Origin of the sequence: Carboxydocella thermautotrophica (genome assembly GCA_003054495.1) — a bacterium.
GTDB lineage: Bacteria > Bacillota.
The window spans coordinates 36,741-53,067 of sequence record CP028515.1 but is presented as its reverse complement, the minus strand read 5'-3'; the positions used below and the strand labels follow the sequence as shown (position 1 = coordinate 53,067).

The following is a 16,327-nucleotide window of genomic DNA, read 5'->3' as shown; positions in this document are numbered from 1 at the left end:
GGATTAGGCTGTGGCCGAGGTAATCAGTGTGGCCATGCAAAAGGGCGGGGTGGCCAAATCAACATCAACGGCTAATTTAGCCGCTGTACTGGTCCAGTACGGCAAGAAAGTACTTGTAATTGACATTGATCCCCAGGCGAATCTTTCTTATGCATTGGGCATAAACCCGATAACTGCAGAAGGGAAGTCCGTATATAACTTCTTGTTCGAGGATGAGATTGATTACTCAGATCTGATAAAAGAGACCAAATCGGGAATAGACATTATTTTCAGCCATGAGAATCTGTATGCCGCAGAAATGAAGTTTTACCGGCTGATGAGCGAAGGTTATACTATCGCTGACTTGACCTTCAAACTTAAAGAAAAACTGCAACCGATTCGGGATGATTATGATTATATATTTATAGACTGTCCGCCGTCGCTGGGAATGCTCACTATAAATGCTTTTATAGCGTCGGATTCGGTACTGATACCTCTGGGTTGCGATATATTCTCCCTTACCGGACTAAGGCTGTTGCTGGAAAACATCGAGCGGACCAAAAAGGGTAACCCCGGGCTTAAAGTAAAAGGTATCTTTGGTACCCTGTTTGACGCCAGGACCAACCTGTCGGCTGAAGTAATGCAGAAAGTAAGGCAGATAGGGGAAAGGGCCGGAATTAAGGTGTATAACACCACCATAAGCAAATGCGTTAAGCATGCTGAGGCGCCGGGAAGGGGCCTGCCATCGGTGCTGGTGTTTGAGAAAAACGAGCTGGTGCAGCAGTACAGAACCCTGGCAAAGGAGGTTTTCGACCTTGAGTAAGATACAAGGTTTGGATGATCTGGATCTGATGTTTCCAACGGCTCCCAAGGAGATTGAGGATAAAAAGCCAAAGGAAGACAGCAAAAAGCAAGAACTAAAACAGCAAGAGCCGCCCAAGAAAAAAGAGCAAGAAAAAACTGCAACCCCAAAACCGGCACCAAAAGAACAGGCAGAGAAAAAGGCAAAGAATCAGAAGCAGGAGAAGAAAGAAGCAGAGGTAAAGGTTGAACAAGTCCAGGAGCAAACGGAACAGAATGACGGGTTTTTCGTAGTGCCAAAACGGGCCAAGTTTGTTGAAACCCACAGCCAGGAAAATATCTGGCTGGAAAATGAGCTGAAAGCTGAGCTGGATAAGATCTTTGAAGGCAAACCCAAAGGGTTTAAGACCCAGTTCTACAACGCGGCATTGTGGTTTGCAGTGAAGAAGTATAAGGACCAGGGGAAGTAAATATTATTCCTCTTGGTTAGAAATAAGACAACCGGCAACCGTTTTTACGGTTAGCCGGTTTTTGTGTGCGCCCGGCATGGGCGTTGTCTATAGGGTGGAAGTCCCGAACGGCGAAGGTAGCAGTAGCCGTAGCTTAAGACAAGGGTGTCCACCGTGAGGTGGAATCTGAAGGAAGTCGGCGGCAAACCTCCGGCCCGACGAACAGAAACCACATAAGAGGCTAGCGGCAGTTGGATGAGCTTGCAATACAAAGCGAAGTCCTTGCTACCGAAGGCTGCCGAGAGGAGTAGGAATCAGATTCTACTCGATTTTCAAGTTTTAGGAAAGGTTGAATACTTGTTGTATGTCCAGGATCTACAGGAAGGAGGACGAGTTTTCTTTTAATTCAATTTTTTGCTAAAAAATCAAATTATATTTTGTAAAATAATTGACAAAAAATTTATTATTATGGTAAAAATAAAGTTAGTAGTTATTTAATTCTAAATTTAGATATAATTATAAACAATCGGTGGGAGGGAGTTAATTTTGCAGAAAAGATTAGCACAAATATTACTGGTTATGATGTTATTTAATTTTTTATTTGAATCTTTTGCTTATGCAGCTAATAACGATGAAACAAGTGAAGCAAATCTTCGAATGATCCTGCAAAAATATTGTCCTGATGGCAATTATATTGTTAATGAATATGAGAAAGCAGTAAATGATAAGAGTCAATTTAAAAATTATATTGAACCTGGGAATGTTGCTGGAAGTATAAATACAATTGTACATGAGTTAAATCATGGATTTACATATAAAATGCCATATAAGCTTTTAGGAAAAGAGTCATATTATAATCGATACAGTGCTTTTTATATTAGTAATAAAGAAATTATTTTAGTTAAACACACACCTGTTTTTAATAGTTTGGAAATAGCTAAAGATATTCCACAAAATCTTAGAACTTATAGATTTGGATTATACATACTCAATAATGATAATACTCCTAATTTAGGTTCTCAAATTGAGGGTATTTATGGTTTGTTAGATGAGTTTAATGCCTATTATCAAGGGACAAAAGCAGCCTACGAACTCTACAACTATTATTTTTCCAAATATATTGATAACAAAACATTTGATTATTTTAAAGGTGTGTATGGTACATATACTGCTTACGCGGAATTTAAGTTTTTTATATTAAAATATTTACTTTATGCAAAAAAATATTATCCAAACATTTATAATGATATTATCAACAATAAGGAATTTAAGCTGGCTTTTAATAAAATTGATAAATTATATTTTGACTTAATAAGTAACATTGATGTAAAGAAAAAAGTAATTCTTTATAAGTATAAAAACATTTATGAGCGTAATGGGGGTTTATGGATAGGCAATAAAGGCATAAGTTTAAAAGAATATTATTCAAGTTCAAAATCTCAACTTTTAATAAACGAAATGAAGAAAAAAGACTATGTAGATATATTAAACGAATTGAAAAACGATACAAGTAATAACATATCAAACAATAGTGCAATCAAAGTAATTGTTAATGGTAAAACCATTAATTTTGATAGCGAACCGATAATCAAAAATGGTCGTACTCTGGTACCAGTGCGAGCTATTTTTGAAGCTTTGGGAGCAACAGTAACGTGGGATCCAGAATCGAGAATGGTTACTGGGAATAGAGGAGATATAATAATTAAACTGGTAATCGGGCAGAAAAAAGCTTACATAAACGACATTGAAATATCTCTTGATGTTGAACCGCAAATTATTAAGGGTAGAACTCTGGTGCCATTGCGTTTTATTAGTGAAGCATTAAATTGCCAGGTTCAATGGGATGAAAGAACCAGAACGGTTACTATAAATAGTAACTAATTAAAAAATTTAGGGGAATTGTTTATTATACAAAACAAAATCTGATTTTCACAGGAGGAAGCAATGAAGAGACTATTTGCTTTAATTATTAAATTAATTTTTTCATTGGTCTTTGGTTTACTTGCATTTTTTGGGGGTTTTATATTAATTTTAATTGCACATATAATAAAAGAAGGTCCTCTGGATCCAATTGGTGTCTTCTTTTTATTAATTTTTGGGTTAGGTTTATTAGGAGTTGCGTTAGTAAATCTCTATCGTGTATTAACAGCAGAAGGTGATGAGATAATATTTGAATTATTAGGCAAGAGAAAAAGACGTAGAGAATATATTTATAATGACTCAGAAGAGGCGATTATTAGGGCAGGAGAACAGGGCGAAGCTGAAGTTTCTTACGTTCTTAAGTGGTTACCTGGGGATAAGTATAAAGTCTACAATGACATAGCATTAAAAGTAAATGGTTACGAGACTCAACAATTTGATCATATCGTTGTAGGAGATAACGGAGTATTCCATATAGAAACAAAGAATTATAGTGGAAAGATAGTGATTTATCCAAATGGCAATTGGGTTAGAGAAAAGGAAGGTAAAACTGAGGGGTTAGAAAATCCTTCTTTTCAGGTATTAAGGCATAGAAGAGTATTAGAAGAATTATTAGGAGGGCATGTGCCTATAGTAGACGTAGTTGTGATTGCAAACAAAGGGGCTATTATTGAAGGAAGTGAACATTCAACAATTCCGGTTATAAAATCCGATGTATTACTACATTTTATTGAAAATCATAAGGGGACAATCGATCCAACTATGAGAAAACAAATTGAGAATAAAATTAATAATTTTACATAGTTTATATAAAAAGTTATAAATTACCATGGGAATAAATGGGATAATACTTTTGGCCAGAAGAAAATAACCGGCAACCGTTTTTACGGTTAGCCGGTTTTACTTTTTACATGTAGTAATTTCGAATAATTTGTCGGTATTTGTTGGAAAAAATTTATGTACAAGCAGCAGGGTAAAAGGAAAAAACAACGAAAATATACAAAATATTCTAAAATATTATATATAAAATTGTGCACGAAGACAGCTCTTCGTCATTTGTTTTCCTTGACCGGATTACTATTCTGCAAATATTTTTCTGCAATAAGGGCCTTGCGGATCAGGTCCCGGATTGCTTCCGCATCATCGCTGAATTTGAAGTCCTTTTTATATTGCTGGATTACTTCCCATAGTTCATCGTTGAAATTCATCAATTTTTTCGGCATTGTCATACCCCCTAATCAAGTCTATTATAACTTAATTTTTATAAATGGACCATACAGGAGGTGTTGACATTGATTACCATAATATATACAATGTATATATAAAGCATATAAAAAGCATATACAAACCGTATGGGGAGGAGGCCGGGAATTGTGCAGGTTGTTACTGAGGTAAAGAGATTCAAAAAATCGAACTCAGTAGACATTGTTATCCAGGAAGGCATCAACAGAAAAAATGAGCTGATTCTGGACCTGAGATACTATGTGACCACTGAAAGCTTTGAAGGGTTTCGCAAAAATGGCATCAGGATGGAAGGGCCGTTGGGTCTTGAAGTGATAGAGTTTTTGTATAACACCTATATCCTGGGGAAAAAGGGGGAGTCGAAGTGAAAAAAGTATTGCTGATATTAGGAATTGCTTTTTTGCTTGTTTTTGGCTTTGAAAGCATTGCCCTGGCGGCAACCTGGGATGACCCAGGCGGGATTATCAATAAGACTGCCAGCAAAATTAAGGGATTGGGAATAGGGATTGCAATGCTGGGGTTCCTGGCCAGCTGGGTTATATCTTCCCTGTCGCTGGGCGACGAAAGTGTTATTGCCAAAGGCAAAAAAGGAGCAACCATGGCGGTAGTTTCCGGCCTGGTGCTTGCCGTAGGCGTGCAGATCTATCAGTGGTTTTTGCAATAGGGGATTCGAGATGAAAAGGTTTTGGTTATTGGCAGTAGTGTTATTTTGGCTATCAGCTTCAGTTACCCCGGTGCTGGCAGAGCAGGCTGGGCCACAGGATTCTGCTGTACAGCCGGAAAACAGCAGTGGTGTTGCTGATGTAATAAGTGACCCTGCAGGCACAGTCAAACAGCTTTTTACAGAAGGCATACAAGGTTTTTTTAACAACCTGGCCAGCGACCTGATTAACAAAACTATGGATGTGTTAGGCGAAACCCTGTTTTCCGATACTGATTTCACCAAACAGCAGGGATTAAAGGCGACCTGGAGCGATAACCTTAAAGTCAGTTATGGAGTGTTGCTGATCTTCTTCTTGATCGGGACAGCTTCAGCACCTTTGCGTGAATTGCTGGATTTGGACCTATTCAGCTTGAGGGAGATCGCTACCAGAACTGTGGCCGCTTTTGTTGCCGCTTCTTTATCCCTGGAAATTGCCGAATGGATGCTGGAGTTTTCCAGCGGAATAACCCGGTGGATTATGGGGCAGGGGGTAACGGTTAAGGATTTCAATGTCTGGTCAGCTTTTCTGCCGGGAACGGGTTTAACGGATTCCGGAACCTCCGGCATTGGCCTGGCACTGATGTTTTTGCTCATTGGCATTTTAACACTGATACTGGGAGTCATCTATGCCATCCGGGATGCCGCTCTGTGGTACTTGATAGCCTATTCCCCCTTTTTTATCGTGGCCTGGGTTATACCTCAAACCGAAAAAATAGCCAGGGTTGCTTTTAATATATTGCTGGGTTTGTTGCTCCTGAAATTCATCCATGCTGGTATTATCAAGGCTTTTTTCAAGATGCAGATAGAAGGCGGAACTTATGAGATGTTTATGTCTCTGGCTATGGTTGTCCTGATGTATGTCATCCCCGGGATGCTGATCAATCTGGCACTGATGAGCGGCGCATCAGGCAGAGTCAGGAATACCGTCAGCATGGTTACCAACGTGAAAAAATTCTTCAGTGCGCCTAAGAAGGTGAACCATAATGGAACTGTTTGATGATGTGGTAGATGTGCCGAAACAGCCGAAAATACGGGAAAGTTTTGTAGGGCTGTTTACCAAAAGAGAAACTTTATATTTGAGCATATTCCTGGGCTTATCTCTCTTGAGCACGAGACTGCCTCTGGGTCTGATTTTCAATACCTTTGTTTTCGGTGTGATTCTGTTTATCGGGTTTATTTTCACCTTTCACAGGTTTAAGGGCAGGAACTTTGACCGCTGGTTTTTCGATTTCCTTCTGTTCAAGCTCAAAACCTGGAACTGCAACAAACTGGTTTTGGCGAAAGACTATAAATTTACCTTGCCGCAAAAGCCTTCCAAGCAAAACCGGGTTTGGTGGGAGCAGTTGCTGTGCACAATTCCGTTTTTCGGCGGTTTATTTGAGAAATATTTCTCCCAAAAAGCTGAACCGCTCCAGCCGGAAGAGGAAACTGAGGATGAGGTTTTTTCCACTTTTGAGGCGGATTTTGAGCTGGATGAGATTGAGGAACAGATAAAAGGGATACTTAACGTTCATTTTTTTTATGAGTGGCAAGAGGAAGTGAAACGGGATAAAAGCTTAGAGTATGCAGACGCTTCCAGGTTGTTATTAACCCTGGAGAGTTTCATCGAAAAAAGCTTTAAGCAAAAAGAGCTAAGGGGGTGAGAGCAGTGGAAAAGTATGTGGTGATAACCCAGGACAGAAGCATCTTCAAAATTTTTCAGGAAGCTCTGGGAATTGAGCCGATGAAAATAAGCTCGGCACTGGCGGCCAAGACTTTGCTCCAGGATAAAGAAAATGCTTTCGACCTGGTGGCAATTGATATTGACTTAAAAGATGCAGATTCAGTAGTAAAGCTGGTCAACAGGCGGAAAATGCCGCTAATCAAGATTGGTGAAGATCTGGTAAAGCCTGTGACTGAAGAAGCTGTCAAGGAGGCGGTAAAAGATAAACTGGCAACACCCCCTGAGAAGCCGTCAATCAGCAAAACCAGAAAGAAAAAGGAACCCATTAAAAAACAGGAACCGGAGGAGCAGGAAAGTGACAATTCTGCAGTAATTCAGGATGATTTAATCCCGATAACCGAAGAAGTGCACAATGAAATGCTGGCAGAATTAGAACAAATCTGGAATGTTGAGAACGGAAAGAGCAAGGAAACTTTGGAACAGAGCAATAATGCCAGAGCAGAAGCCGAGAAATGGATTGAGCAAAACATCAAGCGGCCAGAGCTGCAGGATGAAGAAGAACTAATTTCGCGAATTAAGGCTGAAGTATTGTCGCAGATCAAAGAAGAAAGCCTGGGAGCAGATAAAGCAAAACAAGATGAACAGGAAAAACAACCAGCAGAAACCAGGGTTAAAATTGCCCGGCAACTGGTGGCTGCGGTCTGGTCTGCCAAACCGGGCATTGGCAAAACCTTTATCACGGTAAATTTAGGCGTTATATATGCCCAGGCTGGCTTTAAAACGGTCATTATTGACGGGGATATATTAAACCTTTCGGTAGGGATTCACTTAAACCTGATGGACATGAATCAGACCCTGGAAAAGGCCCTCAAGGAGACTAACCCCCTGAAGATCAAGGACTATTTGCTGCAGCATCCTAAAATACCAAACCTATATGTAATTTCAGGGTCGGAGATATGCCGGCCTGAGAACTACACCGGTTTTGCTGCCGGGTCCATGGCCAGGATAATAAACACCTTGCGGGAACATTACGATGTAATTCTCATCGATACGGCAACAGATCCCACCTTTTTGACCACCTACGAGGCACTGAAAACAGCTAACAAGGTGTTAGTAGTAACCTCCCTTGACCATACCGTTACCTTCAACACGAAAAAATACCTGGACCTGCTGAAAAAGATCAATATTGCCGAGAACAAGTTTTGCTATGTCCTTAACAAAGATTTTCCCAGCAATAAGGTTAACAAGGAAATAGTGGAGAAATCCCTTGGCATCATGATAGATAACGTAATTCCCAATGCCTACGAAAAGGTCACGGAGAGCATTTTTGATTCAAAACCAATTATGCTGTACAACACTCCGGCTACCCAGCAGATAAGAGATGCCCTGGTGAAACTTGCGGCTGATATTTACCCCTATATAGCAGGCCCCAAACCGCCGGAAAAAGAGACCTTTTTTGCTTTTCTCAAGAAATGGTTGAGGGGGAGAGCCAGTTGAGCAGGGTTGACCTGAATGAGCTGATTTACCAGTCGCAACAGGAGAGGTCCAAACAGACGGTTTCCTACGGCTTAAAGCAAGAGGATACAGCCGCCGGAGTTGTGGATCAGGAGGCCAGGCGGATTGTAGAAGAGATCAAGGTTTATCTGGCGGATTATCACGGCAATGTTTTTGGGCAGTCGGTGCTGGATGCGGAGGTCAAGGACCGGGTTAAGGGGATTATACAGGGGTATATCAATGAAAACCAGATTTCCCTTCCCAGCATGGCCTTAGATGAGCTGATTGAATACTGCCAGACAGAGATTTGCGGATTCGGTCCCCTGGATCCGCCGTTAAAGGACCCTGAAGTCAGCGAGATAATGGTGAATAGTTATCAGGAAGTGTATGTGGAGAAGAACGGCAAACTGGAGCTTACGGATATTAAGTTTCAGTCAGATGAGCAGCTGGTCAATATCATCAGAAAAATCCTGGCTCCCATTGGGCGGAATATTGACCTCTCAGAACCTTACGTTGACGCTAAACTGCCGGGAGGCAGCCGGGTAAATGCTGTGCTGCAGCCGATTGCCTTGCAAGGGACGAATCTGACGATCCGGAAATTCGTGAAGATAGATTTTACCGCCCAGGAATTGCTTGACCTGGGGACTTGTTCGGAAGAGATGCTGGAGTTTCTTGAACTGATTGTCCGGTACAAGGGGAACTTTTTTGTCATTGGGGGCACCGGTTCCGGCAAAACCAGCACGCTGAAATTTTTGACTAATTATATCCCGGCCAATGAACGGCTGGTAACTATTGAGGATGTGGAAGAACTTCGATTAAAGGCGGCCAATCCGAACCGGCATGTGATCAGCCATGAAGCCAGAAAATCCAGGCAAAATCCGGTTACTCTCTATGACCTGCTGAAAAATGCCTTAAGACAAAGACCGGACCGGATCATAGTGGGAGAAGTGCGGGGACCGGAAGCACTGGAGATGATTGAGGCCATGAATACAGGCCATGAATACAGGCCATGAAGGATCGGGCTCAACCTTCCACGCCAATGGGACCGATGATGCCATAACCAGGCTGGCGATCATGCTCCAGCGCGGCGGTTTGGAGTATCAGATTGCCAGGGAAGTTATCAGCAACACAGTGGATTATATCATCAATCAGAGGCGGATGATTGACGGCAGCCGCAAGATAGTTGAGATTGCCCAGGTGGATGGTTATGACCATGAGAGAAAACAGCCGATTATAAAGCCGATATTTGAGTTTATTGTTACAGGAGTGATTGATGGCAAAATCCAGGGATTCTTCAAACAAGTGGGCGGACTTTCGCCCAGGAAAATTGAAAAGTTGATGCTTGCCGGTGCCCCTAAGGAGAAAATTGACAGGTTTGTCAGGGAAGAAGGGGTGGCGGGATGATCCAGATCTATTTACCCATCTTTTTGGGGATGTTACTGTTTACAGCCGCCTTCTTGAAGATTGAAAAAAGCGATTGGCTGAGGCTTAGGCAGGCTGTCCGGCCCGATTATCTAAATGACCTGGACAAACTGGCCAAACTGAAATTTGTAGAGGAATTTGCAGCGAAAGACTACAGCAAGAATTACAGGCTTACTGCAGAGCGGCTTTTATTGCGAACGGGGGTTAATATTCGCTTTAATGAGTTCATTTTCCTCAACATCCTTGCGATTATGGGGGCCGGGTATATTGCTCAGGCTACCTTCAAGAATCCTTTGATAACCCTGGTAGCTTTGTACATCGGATATAAGTTGCCCTTTATTATTCTGGAATACATGGCCAAGAGAAAGCAGGAGGAAATTGACGAGCACATGGAGGCGGTGCTTACCCAGATCGGGAATGTGTACGGGACAATAGGCAGTCTGGAGAAGGCCATTGAGGAAGCGATACCCAGTATGCCTTCACCTCTCAAAGAGGAGTTCCAAAAGACTTTAGCAGACATGAAAGTGGCCGGGATGACCCTGGCAGAGGCTCTAATGAGCTTATCTGTCAGGCTCAATAACAAAGACTTTGATTTCTGGGTAAAGATAGCCCTGTTGGCCACAGAAATTGGCGGAGAAACCAGGGAACTAATGTTGCAGATACCTGATACCATCAGGGAGAGGAAATCCCTTAGAGATGAACTGTTTACCGAGCTTTCGGGCCTTAAATTTCAGGGCTGGATACTTTTCTCCGGCACGCCGCTGATCTTTTTGCTTTACAAGCTCATGCGGCCTGATTTTGCCATGATTCTTACAGACACCATGACCGGCAAGGTTGTAACCACCATTGTAGCTGTAATCTGCATAGGCAGTTTGTGGCTGATAGAGAAAATTAGCAAGCCAGTCTGAGGGGATGGAGCAGATGGTGTTTTATAACTTAATGCTTTTTACGGGGCTATTAATATTGGCCACCAGTATCTTATCCCTGCTGCTTAAACCGCCCAGCAATCATGCGTTAAGACAGATACAGCTGGTGCAGAACATAGGACGAACTAAAGCTGAAAGGGAGCTGGAGGAATTGCCGTTACTGATTAGGTTAGTCGCTCCCTTGTATGTGTTTATAGTCTCCAAAGTAAGCCTGAAGGAGGGAAGCAGGCGAAAGCTGGAACTGCTGCTGGAACAGGCCGATTTAAGGTTAATCCCTAACCAGGTGATGACACCGGTCCAGTTTATTGCCATTAAGTATTTAGCTGTTTTAGCAATAGGGGGTTTTTTTGGATTTCTGTATCTGCTCCGGCCGACAAACACAACCTTCATTACTTTTATCCTGGCTTTATTTATCGCTTATTTCAGCCCCGGGGAGATTGTTAAGGCCAGGGCAAAGAGCAGGCAGTTGCTGATGAGCGCCGAACTTCCGGATTTCATAGATGCCATCAGGACTTACCTTTCAGCGGGTTTGACCCTGAGGCAGGCCGTTACCCAGATCATCCCCATTACAGGTCCTGGCTTAAGAGAAAATGTCCAGAAACTCAAAACCGATTTGGAAGTGTTCAATGATGAAATAAAGGCTCTAAGGAGATTTGCCGACAGATGCGGCCTGGCTGATGTTAAATACATCGTTACCATGCTGGAGCAGGGGATTAAGTCAGGCATTGATTTCAAACAGATCTTTATAACCCAGAGCGCTCTGCTCCGGGAGAGAACAAAGAATACCCTGAAACGGGAAATAAAGAAAAGGCCGGTTTACCTGGCTTTAGTGGGGGTGATGTTATTTATCAACATTCTCTTGATTCTCGGGACACCGCCTCTGTACGCCATGTTTGCAGTAAGGGGAGGTTTCCTGAAATAGAGGACTTCGGTTATGTAAGTTATTTTGAAGTGGGAGGAGAAAAAAATGAAAAGATTGTTAAGTTTGTATGTGAAAGGACAAAATCTGGTCAGCCGCATTGGCAAAGAGGAAAAAGGGACAGAACTCATTCAAATGGCCATTATAACTGCCCTGATTGTCCTAGCCTCTATTGCGGTGCTGAGCGCCTTAGGAACGGATATTACCGCCTATTATGAAGTGATTCGCGCCAAGTTTAACGGGACCAGACCTACGCCGTAAGGGTGTGACTGTCCTTGAAACGGGTATTAAATAGACTGGTAAAAGAGCAAAAGGGAGTAAGTCTGATCCAGATGGCATTAGTAATGCCGGTTCTTTTAGCGTTAATAACCGGAATCTTTGAGCTGGGGATAGTTAACTCATACTGGGATGCCCTCCATGATATTAAGGGCACCACCATCAGGGCAATGGCCAAAAATGGCGGCATGAATGATACCATCCTGGCCTGGGTTCAGGATCAGCTGAGGACTGCTGGTATAGACCCGGCTGAGGTAACTATTCGCGCCACCTGGGAGCCGGTGCAAAGAAACGAAATGGTGGAGGTGGAATTCACATATCCTTACCGTTTTGTCCTGTTTGGCGCCAAGGGGTCGAATATAGGGTTTAATATTAACCTCACGGCCAAGGGGGTAGCTATGAGTGAAAAATACTTCCGGCCGTAAGGGGGTTTTTGAATGCTAAAAGAGCAGAAGGGTGATGTCCTCATCTGGACAGCCTTGTTATTGCCGGTATTTTTTTTGATTTTAGGATTAATTACAGACCTGGGAGCAATGTATATAGTCAATCGGGCGGTTCAAACCAGCCTGGATGCTGCGGCTACTTCGGCCATAGATTCAGCGGTAATTGAAGAAAGTTTGCTGGACGAAAGCACTGAAATAAAAATTGACGTCAATACGGCCAGGGATAATTTTTACCGGCTGTTCAAAGAAAATATGGGCCTTAATGACAATCTGGCTCCAGGCAATGCTGATTCCACTATTAACGGTCCTATCCGGATTGAGACTTTGGATATTAGGGAATCGGGGCCGCCGGCCATGTATGTGGTGGTCAGAGTGCCGATCAAAACCACTATCATGCACTTTCTTGGTGATGAAGACATGATCGTAAAAGGGGAAGCGGTTGAGGAAGTTTTCCGCTGATTTTCCCCGCAGGTGAGAAATGAACCCGGAATGTTTTTACATCCCGGGTTTTAGGAAGGAGAGGGTAAGTCCTGTTATTTAAGTTAACCCTGATTTTTTTGGCGGCAACTACTATTTACACGGATTTGAAGTACCGAAAAATCCGTAACAGGTTTGTTTTTCCAGCTATGCTGGCCGGATTTGCGCTCAACAGTGTTTATAATGGCCAGGCTGGTTTCTGGCACTCTTTATATGGCTTTATTACAGGTGCAGGGATATTTTTAGTGCCCTTTCTTTTAGGCGGGCTTGGTGCCGGTGACCTGAAATTAATGGCCGCAATAGGAGCGGTGGCCGGTCCGGAATTTGTTTTAGGGACTGCAGTGCTGGGTGCTTTAATCGGCGGAGTTATGGCAGTAACTGTTTTAATCAAGAAAAAGCTTTTCTGGGAAACCCTGAAGCAGATGCTCTATTACTTAACCGGACGGAGGCGGTGGGCTGATATAGCTCAAGAAAGCGAGGCCAATCCCGGCATACCCTATGGGGTAGCGTTAGCGCTGGGAGCGGTTATATTGGCAATTTGAAGTGGGGGTTAGGAGATGACAAGGTTTATAAGCGTTATGGCTGTGGTGCTTTCGTTTTTTATAACCACAAGTGCGCTGGCACAGCCTGAGATTATGGTTTACGTCAATGGGAGGAAAATAAGCTTTCCGGACCAGAAGCCGTTTCTGGATAATAAAGCCCGCACCCTGGTGCCGGTCCGGTTTGTCAGTGAAGCTTTGGGAGCAACGGTGGACTGGGATGGCCGTACCCAGACAGTGACAATAAAGCATCGGGCAAATACCATTAAGCTGAAAATAGGCGAGAGCAAAGCCATGGTTAATGGCAAGGCCAAGACTTTTGACACCAAAGCCATACTGAAAAACAAAAGAACAATGGTGCCGTTGAGGTTTATTACCGAGGCGTTAGGGGCACGGGTTACGTGGGATAACAAAACCTATACCGTAAAGGTTAGCATGGATAATGGCTATACTCTTCCGGAAAAAACGGATTTAACAGTTGAACTCTATCCGCCTAATAACGTTAACAACGTGGATATCAATATTGCTATTTCTGTAGAGGATGATTTGGAAAAACAATTCACGGACTTATATAACATCCTGGCCAGCAAGTTTGGTGAGAAAGCGGCCAGGGAAATAACCGACCATGTTCGTTTAAAGAAAGATCGTTGGTCAGAGGTTCCTGAAAAATACTGGATAATTAACAACCAGAAAATAAGGGTCGCATCTAATGCTGGCGGCTATACGGTCCAGGTTATAGTATGGTTGCCGGGGGTGAAGTAGTTGCGGAAGAGAATAACGGTATTTCTCATTGTATTAGCCTTATTTTCTGGTTTTACAGGGTATTCAGGGGCTGAGCTTACAAAAGATTATGTCCCGCCCAAAACCCCGCCTTTGAGCAAAGATGCAGCTATGGCTGATGATAACAGATATCTGGAAATGAAGAAATTTGGCAAGGACTATTTTGTCAGTTATAACCCTGCTTTGAAACTTGCCATCAATATGGAGCAATATCCGGAGTTCAATAATACCCATCTCTTATTTTACGGGGGACCGCACGGGGATAAAGGCGATAACGGCGAGTACCGATATACAGGAGTTAATGATGTGGGGGAAAACCTGCCTAATATCCGGTTTCCCAATGATGTCGAGCCTGTCCATCAATACCTGGAACAGAATAACTGGCTTCCAGCTCCATGGCAAAGAGAAGATATTGCTAAATGGATGAAAAATAGAGGCGAAACGATGGTCTGGAATGAAAAACTGGATGGCAAACCAGAGCTGAGACGCAACATCTGGTGGGGCTTAAAACTGATGCATTCCACTGAATTTCGCGGGGATGAGAACGTAGAATGGGAGAGATATGTGCATGTCCTGCAACCCCCTACCTTCTGGGGCTGGGGGTGGGGACGGGCCTGGCATAAAGAAAATGGCACCATTCTTTACAGAAGCATTCCCATTGCTCCAGAATCGGTATTTGTTAAATGGGTTCCCAATTTGTACGTAAAAGACTTCGATCCCGGCACTCCGGCAGAACAGGACCCTGAGACCGGAAAGAGAGTTTTCGTCGCTGAGCCCTTTACCACTTACACTGCCACTGTAACCTTCGGAATCAATGCTGATAATGCCTGGATTACCAGACCTCCCGCAGATATTCCCATCTTTATCGGTGCAGCTCATCAAGTGAAAGAGAGTTATTATAAGGCCAATCTGGCTTACAAGTCAGGACCCGGGGCAATTGGCGGCCTAATCAGTGCCTATCCCTGGGGAGCGCCAGCGGGGTATAAGTATCAGACAGTTAAGTTTAATGCAAATAAGGCAGAAATAGTGGCAACGTTCCGCTGGACTGCCCAGCCGGAATCCAAAAGTTTAATGGCCGGGATAAATGCCTGGCCTGGTTACGGCTATCTTTACGAAGGGGAAACAGGGCTTGAATATGCCGATAATGTTGCCAGCGCAACGATTAAGGTAAAGCCTATCCCTGATGCCTATGTGCAAAGTCTTAACCCCGGTACCAATAACCCGGAGAAGGGCAAGGAGTATCATGGAACGGTAACTTACGGGCTGGCAGAGAATTTTCCGGAACCAGCAGAAGTTAAATTAGGCTTGACCCATAACGGTTGGCCAGTTTCAGGGGTAGATGGAAAAACAATTACCCTTAATCCCGGGGAAACCATGACTTTGCCGTTTGTCTGGTATGGCCAGGACGGAAAAAGCACTTTAATCGCTAAAATCTGGCCGCAAAAACCGATTCTCAATAAGGACTTGAACTGGGCAAACAACACCAAGCGGGTTGAACTCTATCAATCGACTGACTTAACTGTTACCAATCTAAATCCGGGTACAACGCCTTTCTTTGTCAATAACACCTACAACGGTTCGGTTGTAGTTAAAAACAACCTGGCTGTAACTGTAAATAACGTGGTGGTCAAATTCTATAAGGGCAAGGCGGAAATTCCCGGCACCAGGCGCGTCATTGCAAGCCTCGGTCCTAATGCCTCGACTACGGTACATTTCTCCTGGAAAGCTCCTGCCGCAAAAGGAAGAATTACGATAGCCGCAGCGGTCAATCCTGACAGAACTATTCCGGAAACTAATTATAACAACAACTATGTATCGGAACCGGTGTATATCAATGACAGCATGGAAAGGCAGGAAGGAGGCCAGTTGCATATATCGGCTTCGGTTAGTCCTGCTAAAACCAGGGCAGGATGGGGGTTTAGCCTTACGGTCAATACCTGGACGGATGATTATGTCTGGTATGAGGATGGAGTTAGAAAAAGCCGACCCTGCCCAGGTCCGCAAAGGGTAATAGCTTATTTTGCCGATGGCAATTCCGTGGAGCTGGAAAGAAGCACTCCAGGAAGACCGGCCTCTAATACCTGGCAGTTGCCGCCTAACCCCAGGTCACCGCAGAAGCTCCGCAAGAAATATATACCCAAAGACACTCCCGATGGTGAATTTATAACCAAGATTGTGGCCGAGGGTGCCGGAGATAACGGGGAATTTACGGCTAAGACTTCTGTGGTGGTGATAGTTGAGGGCGGTATTTACGATGATGTAGGCAGCAGAATTACGCAGTAGGGGGGCGAAAC

The 16,327-nt window shown here is 43.5% G+C and carries 20 protein-coding genes; 19 read left to right on the top strand and 1 reads right to left on the bottom strand.

Going from position 1 to position 16,327, the window contains the following annotated elements; translation table 11 throughout:
• Positions 1 to 10: 10 nt before the first annotated feature.
• The 4 genes from CTH_RS14040 to CTH_RS14020 all read left to right on the top strand — a co-directional run bounded on the left by CTH_RS14040 (position 11) and on the right by CTH_RS14020 (position 3,953).
• On the top strand, positions 11 to 802 hold the full coding sequence (locus CTH_RS14040; protein ID WP_107754458.1) for a ParA family protein: 792 nt from the start codon (positions 11 to 13) through the stop codon (positions 800 to 802).
• The gene (locus CTH_RS14035; protein ID WP_107754456.1) at positions 795 to 1,250 is read left to right on the top strand and encodes a hypothetical protein; all 456 of its coding nucleotides are present in this window, start codon (positions 795 to 797) and stop codon (positions 1,248 to 1,250) included. The genes CTH_RS14040 and CTH_RS14035 overlap by 8 nt, the downstream gene beginning before the upstream one ends.
• Positions 1,251 to 1,775: 525 nt before the next feature.
• A complete protein-coding gene (locus tag CTH_RS14025) occupies positions 1,776 to 3,110 on the top strand; it encodes a copper amine oxidase N-terminal domain-containing protein (RefSeq protein WP_107754452.1) in 1,335 nt (444 codons plus the stop codon).
• A 63-nt stretch (positions 3,111 to 3,173) separates the two neighbouring features.
• Positions 3,174 to 3,953, top strand: a complete 780-nt coding sequence (locus tag CTH_RS14020; RefSeq protein WP_107754450.1) for a nuclease-related domain-containing protein — start codon at positions 3,174 to 3,176, stop codon at positions 3,951 to 3,953.
• A 248-nt stretch (positions 3,954 to 4,201) separates the two neighbouring features.
• Here the strand turns inward: CTH_RS14020 and CTH_RS14225 are convergent, their stop codons facing one another.
• A complete protein-coding gene (locus CTH_RS14225; RefSeq protein WP_159073909.1) occupies positions 4,202 to 4,372 on the bottom strand; it encodes a hypothetical protein in 171 nt (56 codons plus the stop codon).
• Between the two features lie 150 nt (positions 4,373 to 4,522).
• Here CTH_RS14225 and CTH_RS14015 point away from each other — a divergent pair, with 150 nt between their 5' ends.
• From CTH_RS14015 to CTH_RS13945, 15 genes are all read left to right on the top strand, one after another.
• On the top strand, positions 4,523 to 4,759 hold the full coding sequence (locus CTH_RS14015) for a hypothetical protein (RefSeq protein ID WP_107754448.1): 237 nt from the start codon (positions 4,523 to 4,525) through the stop codon (positions 4,757 to 4,759).
• Entirely contained in the window at positions 4,756 to 5,055 is a 300-nt protein-coding gene (locus tag CTH_RS14010) for a hypothetical protein (protein ID WP_107754446.1), read from the top strand. The genes CTH_RS14015 and CTH_RS14010 overlap by 4 nt, the downstream gene beginning before the upstream one ends.
• Positions 5,056 to 5,065: 10 nt before the next feature.
• Positions 5,066 to 6,091 carry a TrbL/VirB6 family protein gene (locus CTH_RS14005; RefSeq protein ID WP_107754444.1) on the top strand — a complete coding sequence of 342 codons (1,026 nt, stop codon included), beginning with the start codon at positions 5,066 to 5,068 and terminating at the stop codon, positions 6,089 to 6,091.
• Positions 6,078 to 6,737: a PrgI family protein gene (locus tag CTH_RS14000; RefSeq protein WP_107754442.1), complete on the top strand. Its 660-nt coding sequence runs from the start codon at positions 6,078 to 6,080 to the stop codon at positions 6,735 to 6,737. Before CTH_RS14005 ends, CTH_RS14000 begins: the two co-directional genes overlap by 14 nt.
• A gap of 5 nt (positions 6,738 to 6,742) precedes the next feature.
• Positions 6,743 to 8,254, top strand: a complete 1,512-nt coding sequence (locus CTH_RS13995) for a CpaE/TadZ family protein (protein ID WP_107754440.1) — start codon at positions 6,743 to 6,745, stop codon at positions 8,252 to 8,254.
• On the top strand, positions 8,251 to 9,264 hold the full coding sequence (locus CTH_RS13990; protein ID WP_159073908.1) for a TadA family conjugal transfer-associated ATPase: 1,014 nt from the start codon (positions 8,251 to 8,253) through the stop codon (positions 9,262 to 9,264). The genes CTH_RS13995 and CTH_RS13990 overlap by 4 nt, the downstream gene beginning before the upstream one ends.
• On the top strand, positions 9,248 to 9,655 hold the full coding sequence (locus tag CTH_RS13985) for a P-loop NTPase family protein (protein WP_107754436.1): 408 nt from the start codon (positions 9,248 to 9,250) through the stop codon (positions 9,653 to 9,655). The genes CTH_RS13990 and CTH_RS13985 overlap by 17 nt, the downstream gene beginning before the upstream one ends.
• On the top strand, positions 9,652 to 10,581 hold the full coding sequence (locus CTH_RS13980) for a type II secretion system F family protein (RefSeq protein ID WP_107754434.1): 930 nt from the start codon (positions 9,652 to 9,654) through the stop codon (positions 10,579 to 10,581). Before CTH_RS13985 ends, CTH_RS13980 begins: the two co-directional genes overlap by 4 nt.
• 13 nt (positions 10,582 to 10,594) lie before the next feature.
• The gene (locus CTH_RS13975; protein WP_159073907.1) at positions 10,595 to 11,521 is read left to right on the top strand and encodes a type II secretion system F family protein; all 927 of its coding nucleotides are present in this window, start codon (positions 10,595 to 10,597) and stop codon (positions 11,519 to 11,521) included.
• A gap of 45 nt (positions 11,522 to 11,566) precedes the next feature.
• Positions 11,567 to 11,779 carry a Flp family type IVb pilin gene (locus CTH_RS13970; RefSeq protein ID WP_107754430.1) on the top strand — a complete coding sequence of 71 codons (213 nt, stop codon included), beginning with the start codon at positions 11,567 to 11,569 and terminating at the stop codon, positions 11,777 to 11,779.
• Between the two features lie 14 nt (positions 11,780 to 11,793).
• Positions 11,794 to 12,219 carry a DUF4320 family protein gene (locus CTH_RS13965; protein WP_107754428.1) on the top strand — a complete coding sequence of 142 codons (426 nt, stop codon included), beginning with the start codon at positions 11,794 to 11,796 and terminating at the stop codon, positions 12,217 to 12,219.
• 12 nt (positions 12,220 to 12,231) lie between these two features.
• Positions 12,232 to 12,696, top strand: a complete 465-nt coding sequence (locus CTH_RS13960; protein ID WP_107754426.1) for a TadE/TadG family type IV pilus assembly protein — start codon at positions 12,232 to 12,234, stop codon at positions 12,694 to 12,696.
• A 98-nt stretch (positions 12,697 to 12,794) separates the two neighbouring features.
• Positions 12,795 to 13,256 carry an A24 family peptidase gene (locus CTH_RS13955; protein ID WP_318262841.1) on the top strand — a complete coding sequence of 154 codons (462 nt, stop codon included), beginning with the start codon at positions 12,795 to 12,797 and terminating at the stop codon, positions 13,254 to 13,256.
• A gap of 15 nt (positions 13,257 to 13,271) precedes the next feature.
• Entirely contained in the window at positions 13,272 to 14,015 is a 744-nt protein-coding gene (locus CTH_RS13950; protein ID WP_107754422.1) for a copper amine oxidase N-terminal domain-containing protein, read from the top strand.
• The gene (locus CTH_RS13945; RefSeq protein ID WP_107754420.1) at positions 14,016 to 16,316 is read left to right on the top strand and encodes an Athe_2463 domain-containing protein; all 2,301 of its coding nucleotides are present in this window, start codon (positions 14,016 to 14,018) and stop codon (positions 16,314 to 16,316) included. It abuts the gene before it with no gap.
• The last annotated feature ends 11 nt before the right edge of the window (positions 16,317 to 16,327 follow it).

Excerpts from the sequence above, each read along its gene's own strand:
- CTH_RS13975 (WP_159073907.1), top strand. The coding sequence starts at position 10,595 with ATGGTGTTTTATAACTTAATGCTTTTTACGGGGCTATTAATATTGGCC.
- CTH_RS13980 (WP_107754434.1), top strand. The coding sequence starts at position 9,652 with ATGATCCAGATCTATTTACCCATCTTTTTGGGGATGTTACTGTTTACA.
- CTH_RS14225 (WP_159073909.1), bottom strand. The coding sequence starts at position 4,372 with ATGCCGAAAAAATTGATGAATTTCAACGATGAACTATGGGAAGTAATC.
- CTH_RS14020 (WP_107754450.1), top strand. The coding sequence starts at position 3,174 with ATGAAGAGACTATTTGCTTTAATTATTAAATTAATTTTTTCATTGGTC.
- CTH_RS13985 (WP_107754436.1), top strand. The coding sequence starts at position 9,248 with ATGAATACAGGCCATGAAGGATCGGGCTCAACCTTCCACGCCAATGGG.
- CTH_RS14005 (WP_107754444.1), top strand. The coding sequence starts at position 5,066 with ATGAAAAGGTTTTGGTTATTGGCAGTAGTGTTATTTTGGCTATCAGCT.
- CTH_RS14000 (WP_107754442.1), top strand. The coding sequence starts at position 6,078 with ATGGAACTGTTTGATGATGTGGTAGATGTGCCGAAACAGCCGAAAATA.
- CTH_RS13950 (WP_107754422.1), top strand. The coding sequence starts at position 13,272 with ATGACAAGGTTTATAAGCGTTATGGCTGTGGTGCTTTCGTTTTTTATA.
- CTH_RS13970 (WP_107754430.1), top strand. The coding sequence starts at position 11,567 with ATGAAAAGATTGTTAAGTTTGTATGTGAAAGGACAAAATCTGGTCAGC.
- CTH_RS13960 (WP_107754426.1), top strand. The coding sequence starts at position 12,232 with ATGCTAAAAGAGCAGAAGGGTGATGTCCTCATCTGGACAGCCTTGTTA.